Source organism: Nostoc sp. ChiSLP03a (assembly GCF_034531215.2).
Lineage (GTDB): Bacteria > Cyanobacteriota > Cyanobacteriia > Cyanobacteriales > Nostocaceae > Nostoc.
In genome coordinates this window covers 1-25,025 of sequence record NZ_JAVRBQ020000105.1, presented here as the reverse complement: position 1 = coordinate 25,025, position 25,025 = coordinate 1, and the positions used below count along the sequence as shown (strand labels likewise).

The 25,025-nt window shown below is 40.1% G+C and carries 18 protein-coding genes, 1 pseudogene and 1 riboswitch; of the genes and pseudogenes, 14 read left to right on the top strand and 5 right to left on the bottom strand.

Going from position 1 to position 25,025, the window contains the following annotated elements; translation table 11 throughout:
* Positions 1-565 precede the first annotated feature (565 nt).
* Complete coding sequence (gene ovoA, locus RMY32_RS17745) at positions 566-1,903, top strand: 5-histidylcysteine sulfoxide synthase (RefSeq protein ID WP_322714347.1); 1,338 nt, start codon at positions 566-568, stop codon at positions 1,901-1,903.
* A gap of 201 nt (positions 1,904-2,104) precedes the next feature.
* Here the strand turns inward: ovoA and ilvC are convergent, their stop codons facing one another.
* Complete coding sequence (gene ilvC, locus RMY32_RS17740) at positions 2,105-3,118, bottom strand: ketol-acid reductoisomerase (RefSeq protein WP_409883319.1); 1,014 nt, start codon at positions 3,116-3,118, stop codon at positions 2,105-2,107.
* A 43-nt stretch (positions 3,119-3,161) separates the two neighbouring features.
* Here ilvC and RMY32_RS17735 point away from each other — a divergent pair, with 43 nt between their 5' ends.
* From RMY32_RS17735 to RMY32_RS17690, 10 genes are all read left to right on the top strand, one after another.
* Complete coding sequence (locus RMY32_RS17735; protein WP_322714346.1) at positions 3,162-3,293, top strand: hypothetical protein; 132 nt, start codon at positions 3,162-3,164, stop codon at positions 3,291-3,293.
* 215 nt (positions 3,294-3,508) lie between these two features.
* Entirely contained in the window at positions 3,509-4,036 is a 528-nt protein-coding gene (locus tag RMY32_RS17730; protein ID WP_322714345.1) for a GUN4 domain-containing protein, read from the top strand.
* Positions 4,037-4,413: 377 nt separating this feature from the next.
* Positions 4,414-6,513 carry a hypothetical protein gene (locus tag RMY32_RS17725; RefSeq protein ID WP_322714344.1) on the top strand — a complete coding sequence of 700 codons (2,100 nt, stop codon included), beginning with the start codon at positions 4,414-4,416 and terminating at the stop codon, positions 6,511-6,513.
* Positions 6,514-7,136: 623 nt separating this feature from the next.
* Entirely contained in the window at positions 7,137-8,006 is an 870-nt protein-coding gene (locus tag RMY32_RS17720) for a DNA adenine methylase (RefSeq protein WP_322714343.1), read from the top strand.
* Positions 7,973-9,106, top strand: a complete 1,134-nt coding sequence (locus RMY32_RS17715; protein ID WP_322714342.1) for a DNA methyltransferase — start codon at positions 7,973-7,975, stop codon at positions 9,104-9,106. The genes RMY32_RS17720 and RMY32_RS17715 overlap by 34 nt, the downstream gene beginning before the upstream one ends.
* 324 nt (positions 9,107-9,430) lie before the next feature.
* Positions 9,431-10,351, top strand: coding sequence for a DUF4349 domain-containing protein (locus RMY32_RS17710; RefSeq protein WP_322714341.1), 921 nt, complete (start codon positions 9,431-9,433; stop codon positions 10,349-10,351).
* Between the two features lie 234 nt (positions 10,352-10,585).
* Positions 10,586-11,947, top strand: coding sequence for an NAD(P)/FAD-dependent oxidoreductase (locus RMY32_RS17705; RefSeq protein ID WP_322714340.1), 1,362 nt, complete (start codon positions 10,586-10,588; stop codon positions 11,945-11,947).
* 172 nt (positions 11,948-12,119) lie between these two features.
* The gene (locus RMY32_RS17700) at positions 12,120-13,355 is read left to right on the top strand and encodes an LL-diaminopimelate aminotransferase (RefSeq protein WP_322714339.1); all 1,236 of its coding nucleotides are present in this window, start codon (positions 12,120-12,122) and stop codon (positions 13,353-13,355) included.
* Positions 13,356-13,477: 122 nt separating this feature from the next.
* Complete coding sequence (locus RMY32_RS17695; RefSeq protein ID WP_322714338.1) at positions 13,478-14,119, top strand: Uma2 family endonuclease; 642 nt, start codon at positions 13,478-13,480, stop codon at positions 14,117-14,119.
* Between the two features lie 141 nt (positions 14,120-14,260).
* Positions 14,261-14,806, top strand: a complete 546-nt coding sequence (locus tag RMY32_RS17690; protein ID WP_322714337.1) for a hypothetical protein — start codon at positions 14,261-14,263, stop codon at positions 14,804-14,806.
* 61 nt (positions 14,807-14,867) lie between these two features.
* Here the strand turns inward: RMY32_RS17690 and RMY32_RS17685 are convergent, their stop codons facing one another.
* From RMY32_RS17685 to RMY32_RS17675, 3 genes are all read right to left on the bottom strand, one after another.
* Positions 14,868-15,164 (bottom strand): hypothetical protein, encoded by a 297-nt coding sequence (locus RMY32_RS17685; RefSeq protein ID WP_322714336.1) that lies wholly within the window; start codon positions 15,162-15,164, stop codon positions 14,868-14,870.
* A gap of 386 nt (positions 15,165-15,550) precedes the next feature.
* Positions 15,551-16,879 carry a voltage-gated chloride channel family protein gene (locus tag RMY32_RS17680; RefSeq protein ID WP_322714335.1) on the bottom strand — a complete coding sequence of 443 codons (1,329 nt, stop codon included), beginning with the start codon at positions 16,877-16,879 and terminating at the stop codon, positions 15,551-15,553.
* A 95-nt stretch (positions 16,880-16,974) separates the two neighbouring features.
* A riboswitch (Fluoride riboswitch) is annotated at positions 16,975-17,058 on the bottom strand.
* 30 nt (positions 17,059-17,088) lie between these two features.
* Entirely contained in the window at positions 17,089-18,276 is a 1,188-nt protein-coding gene (locus tag RMY32_RS17675; RefSeq protein ID WP_322714334.1) for an MFS transporter, read from the bottom strand.
* Positions 18,277-18,476: 200 nt separating this feature from the next.
* On the opposite strand from RMY32_RS17675, the gene RMY32_RS17670 reads away from it, so the two are divergent.
* The 3 genes and pseudogenes from RMY32_RS17670 (at position 18,477) to RMY32_RS17660 (ending at position 20,679) form a co-directional block, all read left to right on the top strand.
* The gene (locus RMY32_RS17670; RefSeq protein WP_322714333.1) at positions 18,477-19,001 is read left to right on the top strand and encodes a Chromate resistance protein ChrB; all 525 of its coding nucleotides are present in this window, start codon (positions 18,477-18,479) and stop codon (positions 18,999-19,001) included.
* A gap of 291 nt (positions 19,002-19,292) precedes the next feature.
* Positions 19,293-20,162: a zinc metalloprotease HtpX gene (locus RMY32_RS17665; protein WP_322704618.1), complete on the top strand. Its 870-nt coding sequence runs from the start codon at positions 19,293-19,295 to the stop codon at positions 20,160-20,162.
* Positions 20,163-20,274: 112 nt separating this feature from the next.
* Positions 20,275-20,679, top strand: a pseudogene (locus RMY32_RS17660) (hypothetical protein).
* A gap of 181 nt (positions 20,680-20,860) precedes the next feature.
* Here the strand turns inward: RMY32_RS17660 and RMY32_RS17655 are convergent.
* Positions 20,861-24,847: a calcium-binding protein gene (locus tag RMY32_RS17655; protein WP_322714332.1), complete on the bottom strand. Its 3,987-nt coding sequence runs from the start codon at positions 24,845-24,847 to the stop codon at positions 20,861-20,863.
* Positions 24,848-25,025: the final 178 nt, after the last annotated feature.

The window sequence follows — 25,025 nt, the reverse complement described above, 5'->3', positions numbered from 1 at the left end:
AAGACACTGTTTGTAGGCGTTTTTTCAGTTCCTCTTCGCTCTCGGCGATCGCAATTTTAAATGGGCGGCTCATGGTTCTGTTAACTTACCTAGTTTGCTTCTCCCCATTATATGCAGATTCATTTTTAATTGGTATTAGAGAGTTGTAATTTTTCATTGGTAATAGTTTCAAGAGTCTTTACATTTAATCATATAGTTATATTGATTACCACTGAATTATTTCTTGACTGAGAGTTTAATTAATTGAATAAGTATGAAATTATTCAAATATACGAAATTACCACACTAAATCGATGCAGTTTTAGTACTATTTAAAAAACTAATATTAAATAATAAGTATTGCTATTAAATAATAAATCTGTCATATTTAATAATCTTATTTGATCTCTCCTTAAATCCTATTATGTTTAATACATCCGATAAGATTAATATTTGTTTTTTCAAAAAACTCAGTACATATTTATTGTTTTTTTCCGTATTTTTTACCTATGCAAGTAAATTCGGGAATCAAATCGAAATTATAGATAATTAATTTGTTTCATTGTTCACTAATAGGAATTAAACCATGAATAGTCTACAATCTGCTAAACCTCCAAAACTTGATAGTTGTAATAACCAAGCGCTCCTCAATTACTTTGAGAATGCTTGGCAATTGGAAGATATATTATTGAAAAGTCTAGTTGGGGAAGAGACATTTTATCTCAATCCTGACCCTTTGAGAAATCCTCTAATTTTTTATCTGGGACATTCGGCTGTTTTCTACATAAATAAATTAATTCAGGTGGGATTATTAGAAAAACGCCTCAATCCAGAGTATGAAATTTTGTTTGAAATTGGAGTAGATCCAGAAAAACCAGAGGAGTTGAATGCAGCGATCGCTCATTTGGAATGGCCGCAAGTTGCACAAACTTGGGAGTACCGAGAACAAGCATATTCTGTAATTTCTGAAGTAATTAAAACCATCCCAATTACTCTGCCAATTCATCCAAATCATCCCCTTTGGGCTTTAATGATGGGGATGGAACACCAACGTATTCACATTGAAACTTCTTCGATGTTAATTCGTCAACTGCCTATTGAGAGAGTGAAACGTCCTCAAAATTGGCAATATGCTCCTTTTAATGGTTACACTCCTCAGAACGAAATGATAAAAGTTGCTGGTGGGGTAGTAAAACTTGGTAAAGCCTTAGATGATTCAACTTATGGATGGGATATTGATTATGGCGATCGCACTGTTGAAGTTGCACCCTTTTTCGCCAGTAAGTATCTTATTACCAATGCTGATTTTATCTATTTTGTCAAGGCTAGTGGCTACAAAAATCAAGAATATTGGGATGAAGAATCTTGGAATTGGAAAACTCGATACGGTATTCAATGCCCCAAATTTTGGTTACATGAAAATGGTAGCTATAAATATCGAGCTATGTTTGATGAAATTGACTTACCTCTAGATTGGCCTGTGGAAGTCAATCATTATGAAGCAATGGCTTATTGTCATTGGCAAGGCAGAAATACTCGTTTAATGAGTGAAGCAGAATACCATTTAGCAACTTATAGTAATAGTTTATTAGATGATGTAGAAAATTATAATCTCAATTTAAAATTTGGCTCCCCTAGCCCCGTTGGGATGTTAGAAACAGCCAAAAGCTCTTCGGGATTGTATGATTTGCGTGGGAATGTTTGGGAATGGTTGAATAATAACTTAAACCCTCTTCCAGGATATCAGCCTCATTTTCTTTATGAAGATAATTCTGCCATCTTTTTTGATGATAAACATCAAATGATGTTAGGAGGATGTTGGATAACTAATGGTACAGAAGCTTTAAAATATTACCGCAACTGGTTCCGTCCAAATTTTTATCAGCACGCTGGTTTTCGGATTGTTCAAGATATTAAAAGTTAATAGAATATGCCTCAGTCGCATACTATAGCGGTTTGCAGTTGAGTCCAATACAGACCTAACCCCCAACCCCTTCCCTAGCAGGGAAGGGGAGTAAGATTTAAAGCCTCCCTCTTCTTAGGAGAGAGGAAGAAAAGGGAGGTCAAAATTGTGCTGCTTGTAAGCGATTGTGTGTTTAAACTAGTGAAAGCACAACTTCAGTGCTTAAGCCTTTTTCAACCAGCTAAACATAGCGCGTAAATCTTTACCAACTTCTTCAATTTTGTGTTCAGCTTCTTTACGACGCAAGGCAGTAAATCCTGGTTTACCAGATTGGTTTTCCAGAACAAATTCTCGTGCAAATTGCCCAGATTGAATTTCGCTGAGAATCTTCTGCATTTCAGCTTTGGTTTGTTCGGTGACAATCCGCGGGCCACGAGTATAATCGCCATATTCAGCCGTATTAGAAATACTGTCGCGCATTTTGGCTAAACCACCTTCCACAACCAAGTCAACAATCAGCTTGACTTCATGCAGACATTCAAAATAAGCCAATTCTGGTTGATAACCAGCTTCTACCAAAGTTTCAAATCCGGCTTTGATTAAAGCACTCAAACCACCGCACAATACCGCTTGTTCGCCAAATAAATCGGTTTCAGTTTCTTCGCGGAAAGTAGTTTCGAGAACACCAGCGCGAGTACCACCGATACCTTTAGCATAAGACATGGCGCGATCGCGTGCCTGACCACTAGCATCTTGATAAACTGCAAACAGCGCTGGTACGCCTTCACCACCTTCATAAGTTCGCCGTACCAAATGCCCCGGCCCTTTGGGTGCTACCATCACCACATCTACGTTAGCTGGTGGTACGACTTGCCCAAAGTGAATATTGAAGCCGTGGGCAAAAGCTAACACATTCCCTTCTTCTAGATTGGGTTCAATCTCATTTTTGTAAATCGTTTTTTGAACTTCATCAGGTAACAAAATCATGATGAAGTCAGCAGCATTGGCCGCATCTGCAACATTTTTCACAGTTAACCCAGCTGCTTCAGCTTTTGCGACTGACTTACTACCCGGATATAGTCCCACAATCACATTCAAACCACTATCTTTGAGATTGAGAGCGTGGGCATGACCTTGGGAACCATAGCCGATAATAGCAATAGTTTTTCCAGCCAAAAGGTCTAAATTGGCATCTTCGTCATAATACATCCGGGCCATAGAAGCATCTCCTGTCAGCAAGCGTCGTCATTTATTGGCAGGCTTACGATTGTACCCCAAATTGAGTAACACAGATGAATTATCAACGAGAAAAAAGGCCAAGTTGATGAGCGATGCTGCAATGGTGGCGATCGCCTTACCGAGAAAGAATGGCGGATTATTCTCAATTTGTTTAATAGAAAAATGTACATAAATTTACATATATTTACGAAGCTTTTAGTAAATATACGTAAAATGTTTGTATAATACTTTGAATATAAATATTATCTAGAAAATTTCTGTCTATTGCAAACGGATGTATCAAAAATATTGTGACTAGGGTTCTCAGTAAACTGCAAACATCAAGAGAGCATGAGCCGAGATAGTCAGCTCAATGCCCATCTTAAGTTTTTTAGGGTAGGTTAAAGTATGGACGAACTCAAGTCTGAAGCAGGCATTGATTACAGCCCCTTACGAGATTTGCTCCAAGCGAAACAATGGGAAAAAGCTGATAAGGAAACCAAAGACATTCTGAGCAAATACAATTCTCAGTCAGGTTATATGTATTCCTTCAAGAACTTTCCTTGCACAGATTTAAAAACAATAGATAAACTATGGCTGGACTTTAGCAATAAGCAGTTTGGTTTCAGTATTCAACAGCAAATCTGGGAAGAAATCAAACAGAATGAACAAGACGAGTGGCAAGCAACAAAAGCTTTCGTTAAAAAGGTGGGATGGAATAACAATATAAATGAAGATCCTTTCGCATTAATTTACAGTAAATTGATGTTAAATCTTCAGACTAGCCGAGGATTTATTGTTGGCAGCCTTCCTGCACTAATTCCATTTCAAATGGTCGGTTACAGTCCTATAGGCGAATGGATGGATCTAGGTTTTATAGCCATTGGGCGGGTATATCTGCCATCTCTGGTAGAAAGACTAACTGAATGCTCATGAGTAGCTGTAGTGATCTGCAATTATAAATGTCTAAACCTGCAATCGAGAATTTTTCAAACTAGGATTATGGGTTTCATTCACTTTTGATGATCGTGGGAAGGGATGTTTGTTTAAGCGTTAGCAACAATAAAATATGAAATGATAGCTATTATTCTGATTGAGCGATCGCTTTATATCAACATCCCATTCTCTCGTCAAATGTGCCAGTTTGATGGGACAACAGCCAGACAATCTTTTTGAAGGTAATTGGGCTAAAAAGCTTGCTGTATCTAGTTTGTCGAACGCTTTTCACCCCTTCAGTAGTAAAGCTTGTCTAATTTTAATTTAGATTTGTTTTACCTCAAGAACACACTAACAAAATCACGAAATATAAAATCATGAGTTTCACAGTTTCCACCGACATAAATGTTTCCACCGAGTTTTTCGCCACTATTCCTAGCTATCAAAATAGAAAAGTTGATATTTATAAAGATGCAAAGGCTACAGATGGAGGCTCAGATCAGAAATTTTATTACACTCCATTATTCTCTTTGGTGTCTGATGCTTCAGGAGAACCAAAAGTAGAAATTGATGGGACAACTGTTGAAGTGTGGTTTCAATGCTATACACAACAATTGCATAACTTGGTTTTCAACGAAATAGGAACGCGAATTGAGAATAGTAAGCTTAGAAGTAACCAAATTAACTTAATACCTTTAGTTGGTATTGAAATAAAACCTGAATCTAAAGATGTAGGTTCCTACACTTACCCTGAAGTTGGACTAAGCTTAATAACCATGAACGAGCAGCATACAGCTAAATTTGAATTCTCTGAGGTGGGAGCAGCAACAAATTTTGCCCAGCGTATCAAAAATAAAAATGAGGATTTTAATATAAAGCTGAAAATTGCATCTGTAAGTGTAAAGGAAGATATAATTGACATCAACGCCAGTGATTTTAAGAAAGTAGATTGGAAAAATTTTGTTAATGACAAGAATGCTGGGGAAAACATTGATGCGGATAATCAATATTTTACGATCAATCAAATTGCAAATTCTTTTGAGAGTATTTTAAGGCGTATAAATATCACCGTTATTACTGAAGGTGCTGTACCAGGTGCTTTGGTACTTGATGAGAAGAATAAACTCCTTGACATATTTATTCAAGACTTGACTAAAGTTGTAGAACTGGACTGTCCACTAACTGGAAGTGATGATATTTTTATTAGCAAAGACTCATTTAAGCCTGATGTAATAAACAAAGAGAATATATCCATAAGTAACGCTATGACTAGCGCAGTTGAGAGCGTTATGAACAGAGCAGAAGAAGACATTAAAGATAGTGGAAAATGGGATAATCGTGAATCATTACTAGAGCAGTTAGATAAGGAATATCAGAATAAGAAAGGAAATATTGATACTGCGGGAAGCGTCAACGTTTTCAAGATTTTTGGTGGTTCAGCAAAAGGCTCTGGCTCTTTCGAGTTTACAAATGATACAGTGAATAAGTTGAAAGAAGCGACGAAAACTGGCAGTTCTGCAACATCCCGCTCTGAAGCAAGAAGTAGTATGCAATCTGAGTTAAAAAATTTGCTTCAAACACAGTCAAATTATGATTGGGGATTTGAAGGTGAGAAGATTATTCCTAAGAAAATTAAGTTAAGAAGAATTATCAGTGGTGAATTTAAAGCTAGTCATCAGCTTTTCCAGAGAACTCGTACAATACAGCGTTCATTCACTGAAAATGAATTTATAATCAGTAGTAAAAGAAACATAATTGGTCTACAAGAATCATCTACTAGTACAAATACTCTTGAACTCACTTTAGATAGCACTCACACTTCTATTGATTTAGGACAACAGCTTGAATCATTAGTAGCAAGGTATCAGGTAGTGAATGTTCGCTTTAAGTTAGATGATACAGGTGATAGATTAAACTTTACATGGAACCATCCATTTAGCATTCCCGAAAATCATACGCTATCGATTACAGGGCCACACGAGAACGGTCCTACAGAAGACTCACTTAAAGTTCAAATTAATATGACGAAAACTCCTGCACTATCCTGGCATGGTAGCGATGACCCAGGTAATCGTCGTATTCCAGAACGTGTCTTTGTAGGGAAGAACGCAACATTAGAAATTGCTGGGATTAGGCTGTATGAAAGCGCAAATGACACAAGAGAACTTTCACAGACCGCTTATAATGGAGGAGCTTTATTTGATATAGGTGGCGATTTTGGTACTGTTATACTCATACAATCCCATGTAAGGTCAACAGAGGATATTGTTGGCTTTGGGTCACAAGCTTATGGCAGAGCAAAGTTTGGTTGGACGTATGTCAACAAGTCCGTCCCTTCTCCTCGTGACATTTTAATTTTGAAAACTTACACAGGTTGGGCTTTTCGCGGAGCAGGGGGAGTAGTCTCAGGTAGCTATACAACTCTTGGTGATGGTGTATCATTTCATGATTTTCCTGGTATTATCTATCTCAATTAAAACTGAAGCACAGATAAGATAAAGTACTACAAGATGTCGTGTGCAGCAGAGCGTAATCCCCAGGTTACGCTCTACAGTCTAAGAAGTAAACAAATTACTAAGAATTCATGAGTAACAGTAAGGATTTACTTTTAATGATAAAACTGACTCATACTTTTCTATTGAGCTAACTGCAACCGCGCAAGATTGTTACGAAAGAATGGCTATCTGAAACTCTTATACATCAGCTTTTTAGCAGGTAATCAAATCTTGTTGCTTAGTTTTCTCTTAGTTGTGTTCAATTCCATAATTAAAGCTCCATAAATACGAAGTAAGCATTGGCTTAAGTCTATATTTAACGTGTTTGCTAGCACAGACTATGTACTGTTCTCTGTGGTAAGGCTGGAGAAGAATTGCTAAAACTAAGACAGGATATAGCTTTTACAGACTATTTTGCTGGAAATTACACGTATCTAATACTGTTGGCGATCGCATTACCGAAAAAGAATACTTAGATTATTCTCTGAAAAAATAATGCAAGTATTCTTGTTTGTTTATACTTTATTTCTCAACACTATATAATAAATTGCGTTTTACCCTTATCCTCGGTTTCAGGTAAATCACTCCCTTTGAGGTTGGCTTTCATGGCAAAGAAAATTGCATTTGGTTGGTATGGCGGCAAGTACAGTCATTTAGACTGGCTTTTACCCTTGTTGTCAAAAACGACCCACTACTGCGAACCATTTGGCGGTTCAGCAGCCGTGTTGTTGAACCGGGAGCCTTCACCTGTGGAAACCTACAATGATATTGATGGGCAGTTAGCCAACTTTTTTCGCGTGCTACGTGACCAAAAAGACCAACTCATCGAGGCGATTGGTTTAACCCCATTTTCGCGTGAAGAATTTCGGATTGCCATTGCCAAAGAAGAAGAGAGTTTGCCAGACCTGGAAAAGGCTAGACGATTTTTTGTCCGGGCGCGACAAGTGAGAACAGGCTTGGCACAAACCGCAAGTCAAGGACGATGGGCACACTGCAAACTTACTAGCCGCGCTGGAATGGCTGGTGCAGTTTCCCGGTGGCTTGGTAGTGTTGAGGATCTGCCCGAAATCGTGCAACGGTTGCTACGCGTGCAAATTGAGAACGACCGAGCAATTGATATTATTCGACGCTACGATAGTCCAGAAACATTATTTTACTGTGACCCTCCGTACCCGCACGATTCCCGTGGGGATAGCAAGGCTTACGCTTATGAAATGACCGACGACCAGCATCGGCAATTAGCGGGTGTTTTGCGTTCAGTTAAAGGTAAAGTTGCCCTTTCAGGCTATGATTGTTCGTTGATGCAGGAACTATATGGTGACTGGAACTGCATTAAAGCACCCCTGAAGCACTGCCATTCCATCAAGCAGTTACGGCAAGAAGTACTTTGGCTCAATTATGACCCTCAAGCTTCCACACTTACTGTTGAAGAAATCGCTCCATGTCCACAACCCCAGCAGCTATCCTTGATGTAGCCTTACAAAAAGCCGAAGCATCGATAGTCCAACCGATTGTCACCAACCCCAGCATTGCCGAAAAAATTGACTATGTATCGCGCTATGTAGGCAATCGTGCTGTAGTTCGTTTGTTGCTGGCCTGCTCTTTGGCAGCAATTCACCGTGGGAATGTTGATATCTGCAAGCCTTACACCGAAATAGGCACACCAGATGCTTACTCTGGACGCTACTACGATGAAAGCTATATCACAGCATTCATTAACAAACACGAGTTGCCTTGTAATCCCACAACTGCGTTCCTCACCCCTGCATTACGTAACCGCAACATCACCTTAACCCCAGCAGTCAATCTGGTGGGACGACCGCCCAAACTCTATGAAGTTGCCCTGGAATTACTTGATGATGTTCATCAAGGCAGAATAACTGCTGAGGAACTGCTAGCCCAAACCATTCGCTGTCTAATTATCGCTCGGAACGAGAAGCGGCAGCGTATGGAAACACTACTAGCCGACCTGAAGAAGTCGGAAGACGCAATACCTTTGTCAGCAGAGGAAATTATCACACTCCTAAAACAGCATTTGGCTTGCCGAGGTTCAAGCCGTCTTCCCGTACTAATTGTTGCTGCTGCCTATCAAGTAGCAGAACAATATATTGGAGAGCGTTTTTTACCTCTAAAATCCCACAATGCAGCAGACGAACAGACAGGTGCTTTAGGAGATTTGGAAATTACTCTAGTTGATGATGAGAAGGTAATTACCAGCTATGAAATGAAGACCCGACGCGTCACGTTAGCAGATATTGACCGTGCTTTGCAAAAAATCAACAGCACAAGCAAGCGGGTTGACAACTATATTTTTATCACAACGGATGTAATAAAAGAAGGTATTCAGGAATATGCCTCAAGTATGTACGACCGTACAGATGGTATAGAGATTGTGGTTTTGGATTGTATCAGCTTTGTACGTCACTTTCTGCATTTGTTCCATCGGCTGCGATCGCAATTTTTATCAGCCTACCAACAGCTAGTACTAACAGAACCAGACAGTGCCGTTAGCCAACCTCTAAAAGAAGCTTTTTTGGCATTGAGACAAGCTGCTGAAAGTGCCAGGGAATTTTGACCGACAAGATACCGTAGGCTATTTTGAAAATTAGTATAAAGGTAGATTTGCAAGCAGCGATCGCAAATGTAACTTATTTTCAAAATCAAACAATTTCAAAAATATCAACTACCAGAAAGCAATTTTACGACCCTACTGGCAAACAGACTTGTTATAAATATTTTTGAAATAATCGTCAAATGACTTGCTAATAATCTTTTTGAGATATCTCATCAAGCTCTGTAAATAAAAATGACTAACCCTGTTACATAAATCGCAACAATCCATATTTTGAGTTCTTATTCAGTAATACTAGGGTTAACTTCATCTATCTAGAGGTAGATTATGTATACTGCGACCAAATTACCGCGCACATCTGCTTTATTTATAAGTGCGTTATTGGGAGGGATGATTTTCACTAGTTGCGCCTCTTCCCAACAGACAGCAAGTAAGTCTGCACCTCAAATTGCAGCTAATGACGGGGTAAATCAATTAACTGCTCATGAAAACAATATTTCCCAAAAGGCGGAAGCTGCACCAATAGCGCGTTCTCGTCCCCAACTGATCAAAAAGGCAGCAATCTCTTTGACTGTCAACTCTGTAGATCGGACTGTCGATGCTGTTTCGCAAATTATCAATCAACAGCAAGGGGATTTAATCGGGTTGAAACAACAACAACCCAAAAACGACAACCCGCGTTACACAGCAACAATCCAATTGCGGATACCAGAGGATCGGCTAGAACCTACTCTAGAGCAACTAGCTAAATTAGGCACTGTTAATAGTCGTAATATCACTGCCGAAGATGTAGGCGATCGCATAGTCGATTTCCAAGCTAGATTAACTAATTTGCAAAAAACTGAAGCCAATTTGCAAAAAATTATGGATCGGGCTGGTTCTGTGAGAGATGTGCTTAGTGTTTCCCAAGAACTGAGTAATGTCCGACAAACCATAGAACAAATTGATGCCCAACTGAAAAACCTCAAAAATCAAGTTGCTTATTCCACGATTACGCTGAACCTAGAAGCAGCAGTTTCTAGTACCAGCCCTCAACCTGCTTTGGGTTTGCAAGTTAAGGAAACTTGGAATAACTCTACCCATTCTTTGAGGGCATTTTCCGTTGGCTTACTTAAACTGGGTATTTGGTTAATTGTTTACAGCCCCTATTTGTTAACTTTTGTTGCTGTTGTCTATGGCTTTAGGCGTTGGCGGCGAACTCATTCACCACGTTTGACACAAACACCAGAGTCAACTATTTCTGACTAAACTTGCATAAATTCTACATCTACCTTTGATAAATCTACATAGATAAACAGGGATTGAAATATCCCAAACTCTTATTTTCTGTACCTTTCTCTTAAAAAATTTTGTTTATCCTGTAGTCTCGATTACTTTAATACTTTTTCAAATGTAAAGAGCAATACAAAATATATGATGACAATTTTGATACAAATCTGTTAAGAATAGTTACAATAGTCGGCATACACGATAATATTTCTTATGGTAAATTCACTTGACAATAATCCACCCCATAAAGTACTAATCGTTGGCGGTGGTTTTGGTGGACTTTATGCAGCAAAAACACTCGCCAAAGCGGCAGTAAACGTTACTCTGATTGATAAACGTAACTTTCATCTATTTCAACCCCTTTTATATCAAGTCGCCACAGGTGCGCTATCTCCGGCTGATATCTCCTCACCGTTGCGTTCTGTCCTCAGCAAGAGCAAGAATACAAAAGTGCTGCTGGGAGAGGTGAATAACATCGATCCAGAATCAAAACAAGTGATGGTAGGCAACGAAGCAGTACCTTACGATACGTTAATTGTCGCCACAGGTGCGAAGCATTCCTACTTTGGCAAAGATAACTGGGAAGAATTTGCTCCAGGCTTGAAAACAGTAGAAGATGCGATAGAAATGCGTAGCCGGATTTTTTCGGCCTTTGAAGCCGCAGAAAAAGAAACCGATCCAGAAAAACGCCGCGCTTTGTTAACTTTTGTAATTGTGGGTGGTGGCCCAACTGGTGTAGAGTTAGCTGGTGCGATCGCCGAATTAGCAAATCAAACCCTCAAAGATGATTTCCGCAACATCGACACCTCAGAAGCCAAGATTTTGCTATTAGAAGGTTTAGATCGGATTTTGCCACCCTTTGCACCAGAGTTATCACAAGAAGCGGAAGCATCTCTAAGGCGCTTGGGTGTGGTTGTGCAGACAAAAACATTGGTAACAAATATTGAAAATGATATTGTTACCCTCAAACAAGGCGATGAAGTTAAAGAAATTGCCTCAAAAACGGTATTATGGGCAGCAGGTGTGAAAGCTTCCGCAATGGGAAAAGTCCTCGCAGAACGCACAGGTGCAGAATGCGATCGCGCTGGACGGATTATCGTTGAACCTGACTTGAGTATTAAGGGACATCCGAATATTTTTGTAATTGGCGACTTAGCAAATTTTTCTCATCAAAATGGTAAACCGCTACCTGGTGTTGCACCTGTAGCCAAGCAAGAAGGTGAATATGTAGCAGAACTAGTCCAAAAGCGGCTTGTAGGTAACAATTTGCCGCCCTTTGCTTATACCGATTATGGTAGTTTGGCAATGATTGGGCACAATTCTGCTGTGGTCGATTTCGGCTTTATCAAGCTGAAAGGTTTCGTTGCATGGCTGTTTTGGCTATTGATTCACATCTACTTCTTAATTGAATTTAACAACAAATTAGTAGTAATGATTCAGTGGGCATGGAACTATTTCACCCGTAATCGTGGAGCAAGATTGATTACAGGACAAGAATCAATCACGCAGTTTGGAATTGGCGATCGCAACATTTATTACGCATCAGCCGATAATAAACAGCCAGTAAATATCTAATTTGTCATTAGTCATTTGTCATTAGTCATTTGTCATTTGTCATTAGGCATTGGAACTGGCTATGTAATTTTTCTCCCCCTGCTCCCCTGCTCCCCTACTCCCTCTGCTCCCCACTCCCCGCCCTCATAAATTAGCAGTAAGCTATTTGAGGGCGTTTTTCATAATCTACATAATGGCAACTATTAACGACAACTACCTGAAGCTGAAAGTGGGTTATCTGTTTCCAGAAATTGCTCGGCGGGTGAATGCCTTTGCTGAAGCGAACAGTGATGCTAAAATTATCCGGCTGGGCATTGGCGATGTTACCGAACCGCTACCGGAGGCTTGCCGCACAGCGATGATAAAGGCTGTGGAAGAAATGGGCGATCGCAATACTTTTAAAGGTTACGGCCCTGAACAAGGCTACGCATGGTTGCGGGAGAAAATTGCTACTCAAGATTTCCAAGCACGAGGAGCCGACATAGATGCTTCCGAAATCTTTATCTCCGATGGTTCCAAGTGCGACACTGGCAATATTCTAGAAATCTTTGGTCATGACAACACTATAGCCGTTACTGACCCAGTTTATCCTGTGTATGTAGACACTAACGTTATGGTGGGAAATACGGGAGATGCTAACGATAAAGGCGAGTTTGAGGGTTTAGTTTATCTACCAATTACGGCTGATAACAACTTCACCACCGAAATTCCCTCAAAGAAAGTCGATTTAATTTATCTCTGCTTTCCTAATAATCCCACTGGCGCAACTGCTACCAAGGAATATCTCAAAGCATGGGTGGACTATGCCAAAGCTAATAACTCGATTATTTTCTTTGATGCAGCCTACGAAGCTTATATTACCGATCCGTCGCTTCCTCACTCAATTTATGAAATTGAAGGTGCAAGAGAAGTTGCGATCGAATTTCGGTCTTTTTCCAAGAACGCAGGTTTTACAGGAACTCGTTGTGCGTTAACCGTTGTACCAAAGACACTCACAGCAAAAGCCGCCGATGGTTCCGATGTCGAACTATGGAAACTCTGGAATCGTCGCCAGTCTACCAAATTCAACGGTGTTTCTTACATCGTCCAACGGGGAGCCGAAGCGGTTTATTCTGAAGAAGGACAAGCACAAATCAAAGGATTGGTGAGTTTCTATCTAGAGAACGCCAAAATTATCCGTGAGAAACTCACAGCCGCCGGATTATCAGTTTATGGAGGGGTGAATGCACCTTACGTTTGGGTGAAAACTCCTAATGGTTTATCCAGTTGGGAATTCTTTGATAAGTTGCTGCAAACTGTCAACGTTGTGGGGACACCCGGTTCAGGCTTTGGTGCTGCGGGTGAAGGTTACTTCCGCATATCGGCGTTTAACAGCCGGGAGAATGTTGAAGAGGCGATGAAGCGGATTGCTGAGAAGTTTAAGGTGTAGGCGATCGCTTTTAGCCACTTTTGTTAAACTCATTCTATTAATCTAAAGGTTACGGTGGGCTATATTATCCACCGCAACCTAATAGATTTTGAATTTTGAATTTTGAATTGGAGCGAAGCGACGTGACTGCTGCTATTCCGGTTTTAAAAGCTGTTAGCCAGATGCAGTTAGCGCCTGGTAGCACAGTAACAATTCCAGATGTTAGCTGGGAAGAATTTGAATCTATTTTACAAGAATTGGGAGAAAAAAGAACTACCCGAATTGCTTACAGCCAGGGTATTTTAGAAATTATGGCTCCTTTACCAGAACATGAAATACCTAAAGATTTAATTTCTGATATTGTCAAAATATTGCTGAAGGCTAAAGATATCAGATATCAACCTTTTGGTTCCACCACCTTTAAAAAGCAAGGTTTAGCAGGAGTTGAACCTGATGCTTGCTTTTATATTCAGAATTATCAACAAATGATTGGTCGTCGCCGCTTGCAGCCTGATGATCCGCCGCCTGATTTAGCGATTGAAACTGATATGACATCAAAAACTACTCTTGATGCTTATGAAGCCATTGGAGTCCCAGAATTATGGGTTTACGATAGCGGGAATCTTTCTATTTATTTACTGAAAGAGGGGAAATATATAAAATCTAACACCAGTTTTAATTTTGAAGATATAGCGATTACTGAGATTATCCCTGCTGCGGTGGAACGTAGTTGGCAAGTAGGAAGTTTTCAAGCTTTGGAAGAATTGGAAGCAATGATTTCGTAAATAAAATAGGTAGTAGGGTGTGCGATCGCATTCCAGGAAAAAGTTGAATAAATGCCAAGTTAAATAGTTTGTATCTTTATGTTGGTAGTCGTACTCAAAAGCTATACTTTAGTTTCTAATCTATTCTACATATAGATATTTATGCAAAACGTTTTCGGAATCGGTCGTTTAAATGCAAATCCTCACTACTATGGCTACTTTCATTATTTACTTTTTAATCAAGATGGCACTGTAGACATGGCATCTGGAGCAGGACAAGCAATCATTGTTACCGCTCAAGGAAAGTATTCAGTGTCAACAATTGATCGAGCTTCATTTAATATACAATTTTATGAATTAATTGAAACTAATCATTATAGCCACAATGGTAATATTGGCGATAAAATTAGAGATATTGAACCGTTTGGTGTCAGAGTAACAATAGAAAAAGGAACTTTTGCTTTTGAGCAAGAAGTTATTTGGAATATAAAAAATGAAGAAGAATATCCATGCTATTTATTTACATCCAGGTATGTATTTGATTACGATCCTCTCAGCTTTTCTAAAGAAAAAAGCCAAAGAAACCTCTATTATTTAATAGAACAGAAAGACTTCTATGAATCTGAAAAATACTATTATCCTCAAGCTGAGTGCAAAAAATTGATATTCAAAGAGTTACAAGAGCTAGGGATTACGCCGATTTCTTGAGATACTGATAGGATTGGTAAATACTTGCCATTTTTCAGATTAAGATATAACGCGATCGCCTTTATGTCGTAGTTGTAAACTTAGCATTTTGGGTAACTTTGGCAGAATGATTTTCTGGCTCTGAATACATAGCAAATAATTCACTAAAAACTTCTTCCCCATTAATCTCTCCACTACTAACAAATCGTTCTACCTCAACCGACCCATCCTCAAAAAATTCCACTTCCCATCGTTCCCCAGCCACCGCCACATTCACCATAATGGTTTCATCTCGATGATGGGCTAAGGTGTAACTAATTTTCTCTTGTTCTAATTGATTTAGAAAGGTAACTAGTTTGCCAAATCCATGATTCTTCATTTGTCAAACCATCAATAGTATCATTATATAATGATACCTTAGATAACTAGTTTGCCAAATCCATGATTCTTCATTTGTCAAACCTCTTATCGCTTAATAACTTGCGAACAACTTTAAAACCCGGTTGATTTACCTCTGCTCCCGCTTCAATCTCCTCCCATAACATTTCACAAAACTCATCCCAACTGGGCGATTCTTCCGGGAGTGGAGCCTGTTTTATACTACCCTTCTTGTACTTCAGGATTTCAGACACCTTTTGCCCAGCAAATTTATGTACGATTTCTCTCTCTCTTTTTGATTGAGTGGCTACTTTACTTGATACAATAGCGATGCCTACGGCGGTAAACTACGCACTTTTCCAATTATCTATTAATTGCATCCATAAATTATTCCTGAGAATTACTTCTTCCTTCTTCTCTATCATCAGGTAAATCAATTTTAGGTTGTCCATAATTAGCCAAAGTCACCCCTTCTTCTAAATATACAGCAGAGTATTTACTCAACCCAATACGCTGTGCAGAGTAAATTCCTGAATGACCTGAAAATAAATAGCTCACTATACAGCCAATACCAATAAATACACCCGATTCCAGACCAAATAATTCAATTCCCATTAAGGTTGATGCTATAGGTGTATTTGCTGCACCCGCAAACACACCCACAAATCCCATTCCTGCTAAGAGTGGTGCAGGTAATGCTAAAAGTAACGATAAAGCATTACCTAAAGTCGCACCAATAAAAAACAAAGGTGTTACTTCCCCTCCTTTAAAACCTGCTCCCAAAGTTAAAGCAGTCAGACCCAATTTTGCTGCAAAATCCCAAGGAGGTAGCTGAGTGAAAAAAGAATCAACAATAGTAGGGATACCAAGCCCAATGTATTTAGTTGTACCACTCAACCCAGCAATTACTGCGATCATTGCACCGCCAATCAAAGGACGCAGTGGAGGATAAGATATTTTTGCTTTAAATAAGTGGCTAATTTGGTGAGTTACTTTAGCAAAGAATCTCGCGACAATTCCAAAAATTGCACCTGCGATAATCGCAGAAATCAATCCCCAAATTGTGAGCGGCGGTATAGAGGGAGCGTGTCGGTATGCAGTATGATGTAAACCTAATAGTAAAGTTACTTGATTTCCGACGATCGCAGCAATTAAAGAAGGAAAAAGAGCGTCGTAATGAATTTTACCAATCGCTAAAACTTCTAGACCAAATACGGTTCCAGCTAAGGGAGTACCGAAAACTGAAGCGAATCCCCCACTGATACCTGCCGTTAACAAAATTCTGCGATTAGCCCCTTGAAAATGCAATATTTTAGTTAACTGGTCTGCCAAAGAAGCACCCATTTGTAATGCTGTACCTTCACGACCGGCTGAACCACCAAAAAAATGGGTAAGGTCTGTTCCTAATAAAACAAGAGGAGCCATACGAAAAGGAATAATCTTTTTGGGGTTATGAATTTCTTCGAGTAAAAGGTTATTTCCTGCTTCTACAGTCCGACCGAATTGATGATAAATCCAACCACTCAAGAAGCCACCAAAGGGAAGCAAAGCGATAATCCACCGATGTGATTCTCGCCAATCAGTTGCCCATTCTAATGATGCTAAAAGAGCCGCAGAAGCTGTTCCAGCAAGAATGCCAACCACAAAGGAGATGGGCAACCACTTGATTAAGTGGGGTAAGGCAATAAATGGTTCAAACTGACGAAGGTGTTTCATACCATGACTCCTTGAGGTGCGATTTGTAGAGAGATACTTTCTACAGGGGAGTCAGGTAATGCATTTAGCCAAGCCCTACTCTCCCGCAGTTAGCAAGGAAAGTAGGAGCCATCAGCCTTCCAGTGATGAATTTTAGGACTGGAAAGGCGGTTTTGGCGAGCTCCATCGCCGTTGATTTGATTTCAAATCAAGGATACCATTTTTGCTTTTCAATATTTGTTTTTTTGAGAAACTAACAATAATACAGCTGCCAACGCAAACAAGCTCCCAGCAATAAATGTCGCCTCTGCTCCCAGTGTTTGCCACAACCCACCAGCTAGCAAACTGGCAGGTAAAAGCGCTAATCCCACAGCTAAGTTGAGGAATCCAAAAGCAGTGCCACGCAGATTTGCAGGGATACTGTTTGCCACTAGCGCCAATAGCAATCCTTTACTCATGCCCAGATGTAGACCATAAAGGGCAAACAATCCCCACGCTTGCCAAGGTGTCTGCACAAAAGCGAAACCCAGATAGACTAAAGCGTATAGGAGAAATCCGCCTACCAGTAACCCAAATTTACCCACGCGATCGGAAAGTATTCCTAATGGGTAGGCGCTAAATGAGTAGGCGATGTTGATCGCCATTAATGTCAATGGTATAAGTGAGGCAGAAATGCCTGTTTGTTCTGCTCGCAGCAACAAAAAAGCATTGCTGGAGTTGCCTAAATTGAATAACAATGCCACTATTACTAGTACCCAGTATCCTTGACCCAAGCTGCGTAAAGCTTGCCATTGCAGAGGATTGCTTCGGTTTCCTGGAGTTTCATTTGTTTGTGGTTCGCGCACTCCTACTGTTAATAAAGCGACTGCGAAAAATCCAGGGATGAGTGCTAGCCAAAAAACCAGGCGGAAGTTGTTTTCGGAAGCAGTCATCAGGGTAAATGCTGCTAAAGGCCCCAAAAATGCTCCAATAGTATCGAGAGATTGACGCAATCCATAAGCTGCACCGCGTACCTCTGCGTTTGTGGAATCGGCGACTAAGGCATCGCGGGGCGCTACCCGAATACCTTTACCAATGCGATCGCCAAATCGAGCTATTAACACCCCAGTTGGACTGCTAGCTACAGCAAATAGTGGTTTAACAAAGGTGGATAAGCCGTACCCAAACACCGCTAATCCTTTACGATGTCCTAGATAATCACTCAACGCTCCCGAAAAGATTTTTAAAACTGAGGCTGTTGCTTCTGCAATGCCTTCGATGATGCCCACAGTCAAAACATTTGCCCCTAAAACTGATACCAAAAATAAGGGCAATACAGAATTAATCATCTCAGAGCTAATATCTGTCAGCAAACTGACAAATCCCAATACCCAAACAGTGCCGGGAATTGTCTGGAAAAATTTATTTTGTAGTTGCATATTTCCTGTTTACCTGACTGGCTTTTACTACATCAACTCTGTAATTCTTAAGAACCAATAAGTGAGCTTCCGACTTGATGATTCAGACTCATAATTTTCTGTAATGCAACAGTTGTTTCATAAGTAGACTAACAATAAAATCGATTTAATGCAACACCTGTTACAATCTATCTATGGACAGAAAGTGTTGGAACTTATTGGTGTACAAAGTACCCGCACAGCCTTCAACGCAACGGGTGTATGTTTGGCGTAAACTCAAGGGCTGGGGCGCACTTTATCTACAGCAGTCGGTGTGCGTGCTACCGCATAGAGAAGACTTGCAACAATATTTAGCAGAATTGAAAGCAGACATTACAGCAGGTGGTGGCGAAGCAGATTTATTGACTATTTGGATTGATGAACCCGAGCAAAATGCTATGTTGGTAAATCGTTTTCAACAGCAGGCAGATCGAGAATATCAAGAGTTTTTGGGGCAATGTCGGGATTTGCATAGCGAATTGAGTGAGGAACGGAAAATAGGTAATCTCACCTTTGCAGAATTAGAAGAGAACGAAGCGGAATTAAATAAACTGCGTTCTTGGTTGCCAAAAATCCGCGATCGCGATTTGTTTGATACTCCAAAATACTCAGAAGCCACTGAAGCTTTGAAGGCGTGCGAATTAGATTTTCAGCTATTTTCCCAACAGATATATCAAGCAGAAGGAATAGACTCAGAATCTTTATAAGTAAATGGATCTTAGAGGATGTTTGAAAATTAACTAATGGCGTAGGCATAGCCCAATCTAAGCATCACATTTGTAATTTCTGCCTAGATAAATATATTTATTTCTATAGATAGATGCCTTTTTACTATCTATAGACATTAATTATATGACTAAAACTTAAGTAGGAAAACCGTACTTATCTGATAGGTTTTCTGTACCATATTTCTAAGTTTAGCTGGATAAAATCAAAATATAGCTGAAGTAATGCTGTTTTCGGAAAAATTTACACAGCATTAGCAGGAGAGCAAAAACATGACAAATCAATTGAAAACGGCTACTTTGCTAGCTGCACTAAGTGGTCTTTTAATTGCAATTAGTTACTGGGTAATTGGCGGTTCTAGTGGTTTGATTATCGGGATTGGCTTGGCAGCAGCAACCAACCTGTTTTCTTGGTATCAATCAGATAAAATTGCCCTAGCAGTATACCAAGCACAACCTGTAAGTGAAAGGGAAGCACCAGGACTTTATCGGATGGTGCAGAGATTGAGCGATCGCGCTAACATTCCTATGCCTAAAGTTTATATCGTTCCAAGCCAGGGTGCTAATGCCTTCGCTACAGGGCGCGATCCCGAACATGCTGCTGTAGCTGTCACTGAAGGTATTTTAAATATATTGCCAGAGGATGAACTCGAAGGCGTTATTGCCCACGAGCTAACCCATATTATTAATCGTGACACTCTCACTCAAGCTGTTGCTGCTACTGTGGCTGGTGCGATTTCATTCCTAGCCCAAATGGTTAGTTACAGCTTATGGTTTGGCGGTGGTTCGCGAGATGACAACAGAGGTGGAAATCCAATAGGAGTATTATTAACAGTCATGCTTGCGCCACTGGCTGCGACAATTATTCAGCTAGCAATTTCGCGCACGCGAGAATTTTCTGCTGATGCCGGTTCTGCTAGATTAACTGGTAATCCCCGCGCCTTAGCTAGGGCATTGCAACGCTTAGAAGCCTCAGCAAAGCAGATGCCTTTAAATGCCAATCCAGCTTATGAGCCGTTATTAATTATTAATTCCATTTCTGGACAGTTTATGGGTAACTTGTTCTCTAGTCATCCAGCTACAGAAATGCGAGTTGCAGCATTGCTGAAACTAGAGCAACAACTGCCAACAAAAGCTTATTAATTTGTCATTTGTCATTAGTCATTTGTCCTTTGTAAAATAAATGGCTAATGACTATTAAGATAGGTGCAATTTTTATTGGAGAGTAAACTTTGCAATTAAGGATGTTTTAAGTATGAATTCTAACAATATCGAATCTACTGAATCCATAGTAATTGTAAAAATAAGTTCTGAAACCGACAAATTAGTATAAACCGAAATGGTTGGTGAAACTGATGAGGTGAAACGCGAAACCAAAGCGTTAATTGAGGCGCTAAAAAGACGCGCTCAAGCTGAGGCTGATTCCGCAGGTACTCTCACCCGTGAAACCTATTTGAAAGTTGTGCGTCAAGCACGGGAATTAATTGAAGGAAGGAAACTGATGCAACGCGATCGCTTAGAAAGCTCTTGGGCGGTAATTCAAGATGAAGCTGAGAGAAACTGGCACTTATTGATGAAAGACTTAATAGACTTTAACTTTCGCCTGCAAAAGGCTGTAAAAGCTGCTTGGGAAACCTTCAATAACCCTTACTCTCATTAAAGAGGGTGCGATCGCAGAAAACTGAAGTGACTTATTTGGGTAATTAGAATACTAATTCAGTATTCAAAAATTATCTTTCTTGGGAAGATAAGGGAGAAAATACTACCTCTTCTCCCCCATCTGTTTTAAGCACATCGCAATTCGACGATTTTCTATTTTTTCTGCTTCAAGTGATAGAGTGCTAATAAAGAGCAAAAAGCACAAAATTGTTGTTGGTTAGTGACAAGCCAGGAGATAATTGTGCAAACTGTACCTGACTATAAACACCTGCACTACCATCCTCATCAAAGAACAATCCACCTGTAGTCGAGTTATAAATAAATAGCTGATTACTTGTGGTTGCAGATGCTCCGATTGTAAACTGATTTGTCTTAAGTACACCTAGTGATAAATCGCGACTAGGAAAACCATTAGTTGATATCTTAATTAGTTCATTAGTGGCGTCAAAGTCATAAAGGCGCTCGACGCCTTCACTGAAAGTATAGAAAACAAAGGTATCAGTACCAGCTCCTCCATAAACGCTATCATTACCGCTGTTACCTATGAGGACATCATTACCATTACCACCTTTGAGGGTATCATTGCCACTACTACCGTCGAGAGTATCATTGCCATTATTCCCCACAATCAAGTCATTATTGTAGGAACCTAAAATATTTAATCCTTCAATATTTTGGTAGCTAACTAATCTCCTACCCGCTGTAATTTCTCCCTTGTTAGTAGTAGCATTAAATGTTGTTGTGATTCCTGTAGTAGCATTTCCAAAATCGACGGATAACAAATCGTCACCTTTACCGCCATCTATTGTGTCATTGCCATCATTGCCCGCATCAAGTGTATCGTTTCCATTACTCCCTACAATCAAGTCATTGTATTGTGTACCTTTGATATTTAATCCTTCGATATTCTTGTAGCTAACGCGATTATTGCCCGCCGTAATTGCTCCAATGTTAGTAGTAGGATTAAATATTGTTGTGATTCCTGTAGTAGTATTATTGAAATAGATAGTCAAGGAATCGTTACCTGTCCCCCCATCTATTGTGTCATTGCCACCATAACCCGTATCGAGTGTATCATTTCCATTGCTGCCTACAATCAAATCATCGTAAACTGTACCTAAGATATTTAATCCTTCAATATTCTTGTAGCTAATTAGTCTCGTGTCCGCTGTAATTGAGCCAATGTTAGTAGTAGGATTAAATGTTGTTGTGATTCCTTTGCTAATATTGCTGTATTCTACAGACAACAAATCGTCACCTTTACCGCCGTCTATTGTGTCATTGCCATCATTGCCCGCATCAAGTGTATCGTTTCCATTACTCCCTACAATCAAGTCATTGTATTGTGTACCTTTGATATTTAACCCTTCGATATTCTTGTAGCTAACGCGATTATTGCCCGCTGTAATTGAGCCAATGTTAGTAGTAGGATTAAATGTTGTTGTGATTCCTGTGGTAGCATTGCTGTAATCAACTCTCAACAAATCGTCACCTTTACCGCCGTCTATCGTATCTTTGCCACCACTATCTATGGAGAGAGTATCGTTGCCATTGCTCCCCACAATGTTGTCATCGTAGGCTGTATCTAAGATATTTAATCTTTCAATATTCTGATAACTAACTTGATACTTGCCTGCTATCATTGAGCCAATGTTAGTAGTGGCATTAAATGTTGTTGTGATTCCTCCAGTAGCATTGCTATAATCCACGGAGAGCAAATCGTCAGCCTGACCTCCATCTACTGTTTGAGTCACTAAATAAGAGCGGACAGTATCTGGGGATGAGGTGCTTAGATACAAGGAATCATTGCCATCGCCACCAGAGAGTAAGTTATTGCCTGTTGAAATCTCAGCACGTAATGTATCGTCACCAGTGCCACCGTTGAGGGTATTATTACCTGAAGAGGGATGGAAAATATCTCCAATGTAGGTTCCGGTTCCGATGACAATGCCAGAGATCGAGAGTAAATCATTGCCATCGCCACCAGAGAGTAGGTTGTTACCTGTTGAAATCTCAGCAAGCAAGGTATCATCACCAATGCCACCGTTAAGGGTGTTATTGCCTGAGGAGCTAAAAATATATTCCAGTCTATAACCATCAACGCCAGAGGTGGAAAGATAATCATTGCCATCGTCTCCAGAGAGTAAACTATTACTTTTTGGAGACTCAGCAACCAATCTATCGTCACCAGCGCCACCATTGAGGGTATTATTACCTGAAGAGCCAATAAAGTCGTGTCCCTCAGCAATAGAAAGCTCAGAGGTGAAGAGATAATCATTGCCATCGCCGCCAGAGAGTAAATTATTGCCTTGTGAACCCAGAGCATACAATGTATCGTCACCAGCGCCACCATCGAGGGTGTTCTTGCCTGTTGAAGAGTCAACATTGAAAGTATCGTTACCAATACCACCAACAAGGGAGTTATTGCCAGTATCCTCAAGGAGGATGTCATTCCCTACGCCACCAATAAGAGTATCATTGCCTACACCACCCCGCAGTAAATCATTGCCACTTTTGCCATCAATAAGATCGTCACCCCCCTGACCATTGATGACATCATCTGAGTTGTCAAAGCCGCTAACATTATTGTTCAGATCGTTAAGGAAGGTGACTGTGTTCTTGTTGAAGATAGTACCTTGAGTGGAGTTGGCATTGAAGACATCAAAGCTGTCAGTAATGGTAGTTTGCCCAGAAAACAGGATATTGCCTGAGTTGACAGTGGCTCCTGTAGATAAGCTTAGGTTATCCAGGTTTTCTAAAGCAAAGTTTTGTAGGATGATTTTGGGACTATTGTCCGCGTCAAAGGTGATTTCTAGATTGCTGCCATTCTGAGTCAGCACTAAATTTTGAGCAGTTAAGCCGTCGCCAGCGAAATTTAGGGTGTCTACTTCGGCAATTACTGCTGCTGTTGGATTAATTCCTTTACCTACCCCACCGAAATCAATGATTGTATCACTACTTGTACCCGAGCTATAAATGTCGTAAACAAATGTATCCTTGCCACCGCTACCCGTTAAAGTGTCGTTGCCAGGACTAGCTATGATGGTATCGTTGCCATTGCTCCCCACAATGCAATCATTGTAGGATGTGCCTGAGACATCTAATCGTTCAATATTCTTATAGTTAATCTGATATATGCCTGCTGTAATCGAGCCAGTATTAGTAGCATGATTGAAAGTCGAAGTGATTGCCTCAGTCGTATTGGAATTGACGGTTAACAAATCGTCACCTGTCCCTCCGTCTACCGTTTGAGTTGCTAAGGAAGAGGGAGCAGTATATGGAACAAACAAACTGAAGGAGTCATTGCCATCCCCTCCATTTAGGATGTTGCTACCCCGAACTCCAGGGGTGTAAAAGTAATCATTGCCATCTCCACCTGAAACCGTATTGTTGCCAGTAGAGTAGCTAATATCAAGGTAGTCATCCCCTGCATCCCCTGTGAGAATGTTATTTCCAGAAGAATAGGAAGCATCAAGGGTATCATTGCCCAGACCACCAATGAGAGTATTGTTGCCTGTACCACCCCGCAGCAAATCGTCACCACTTAATCCATCAATTTTGTCATTGCCCCCCTGACCATTCACCACATCATCTGAGTTGTCTAAACCTGTAATGTTGTTATTCAGGTCATTGAGGAAAGTTACCGTGTTCTTGATGCCGATGCTTGTATCAGTTGAGTTGGCATCCAGGACATCAAAACTATCAGTGATACTAGTTTCCTCAAACCCATTAAACAAGATATTGCCTATGGCTGGTCTTGTACCAGAAGCTTTCAGGTTATCTAAGTCTTCTAGTTTGAAGTTTTGTAGGATGATTTTTGTGGTATTATATACGTTTTCAAAAGTGATTTCTAGATTGTTACCATTTTGGGTGAGTAGCAAATTTCGCGCATTCAATTCATCCAAAAATTCGATAGTATCGACTTCGGCAATTACTGCTGCTGTTGGATTTGTTTCTTTACCTACACCACCGAAATCAGTGATTATATCAGTGCCGCCGCCTGACCTATAAAAAATAAATGTATCTTTGCCGCCCCCACCCGTTAAAGTATCGTTGGCACCATAACCTGTAATGATGATATCATTCCCAGCTTTACCATTAATTATGTTGGGGTCGTTAGTGCCGTATAGGGTGTCATTTCCATTGGTTCCAATGATAGTATGTGTCATTACTTTCTTTTTCCTTAATAGATGTTTAGCAGTAACTTTATACCAATTTTTTATAAAGCTGCATAGAATTCGATCCCCCCTAGCCCCCCTTATAAAGGGGGGAACCAGAAAAACATATCAAAGTCCCCCAATTTATCGGGGGATTTAGGGGGATCTAGATATGTGTAACTTCACATTA

Bases quoted from the DNA above. Each gene is read 5' to 3' on its own strand.
- RMY32_RS17675 (WP_322714334.1), bottom strand. From the start codon at position 18,276: ATGCAACTACAAAATAAATTTTTCCAGACAATTCCCGGCACTGTTTGG.
- RMY32_RS17665 (WP_322704618.1), top strand. From the start codon at position 19,293: ATGACAAATCAATTGAAAACGGCTACTTTGCTAGCTGCACTAAGTGGT.
- RMY32_RS17710 (WP_322714341.1), top strand. From the start codon at position 9,431: ATGTATACTGCGACCAAATTACCGCGCACATCTGCTTTATTTATAAGT.
- RMY32_RS17700 (WP_322714339.1), top strand. From the start codon at position 12,120: ATGGCAACTATTAACGACAACTACCTGAAGCTGAAAGTGGGTTATCTG.
- RMY32_RS17690 (WP_322714337.1), top strand. From the start codon at position 14,261: ATGCAAAACGTTTTCGGAATCGGTCGTTTAAATGCAAATCCTCACTAC.
- RMY32_RS17655 (WP_322714332.1), bottom strand. From the start codon at position 24,847: ATGACACATACTATCATTGGAACCAATGGAAATGACACCCTATACGGC.
- ovoA (WP_322714347.1), top strand. From the start codon at position 566: ATGAATAGTCTACAATCTGCTAAACCTCCAAAACTTGATAGTTGTAAT.
- RMY32_RS17715 (WP_322714342.1), top strand. From the start codon at position 7,973: ATGTCCACAACCCCAGCAGCTATCCTTGATGTAGCCTTACAAAAAGCC.
- RMY32_RS17730 (WP_322714345.1), top strand. From the start codon at position 3,509: ATGGACGAACTCAAGTCTGAAGCAGGCATTGATTACAGCCCCTTACGA.
- RMY32_RS17720 (WP_322714343.1), top strand. From the start codon at position 7,137: ATGGCAAAGAAAATTGCATTTGGTTGGTATGGCGGCAAGTACAGTCAT.
- RMY32_RS17680 (WP_322714335.1), bottom strand. From the start codon at position 16,879: ATGAAACACCTTCGTCAGTTTGAACCATTTATTGCCTTACCCCACTTA.
- RMY32_RS17705 (WP_322714340.1), top strand. From the start codon at position 10,586: ATGGTAAATTCACTTGACAATAATCCACCCCATAAAGTACTAATCGTT.
- RMY32_RS17685 (WP_322714336.1), bottom strand. From the start codon at position 15,164: ATGAAGAATCATGGATTTGGCAAACTAGTTACCTTTCTAAATCAATTA.
- RMY32_RS17725 (WP_322714344.1), top strand. From the start codon at position 4,414: ATGAGTTTCACAGTTTCCACCGACATAAATGTTTCCACCGAGTTTTTC.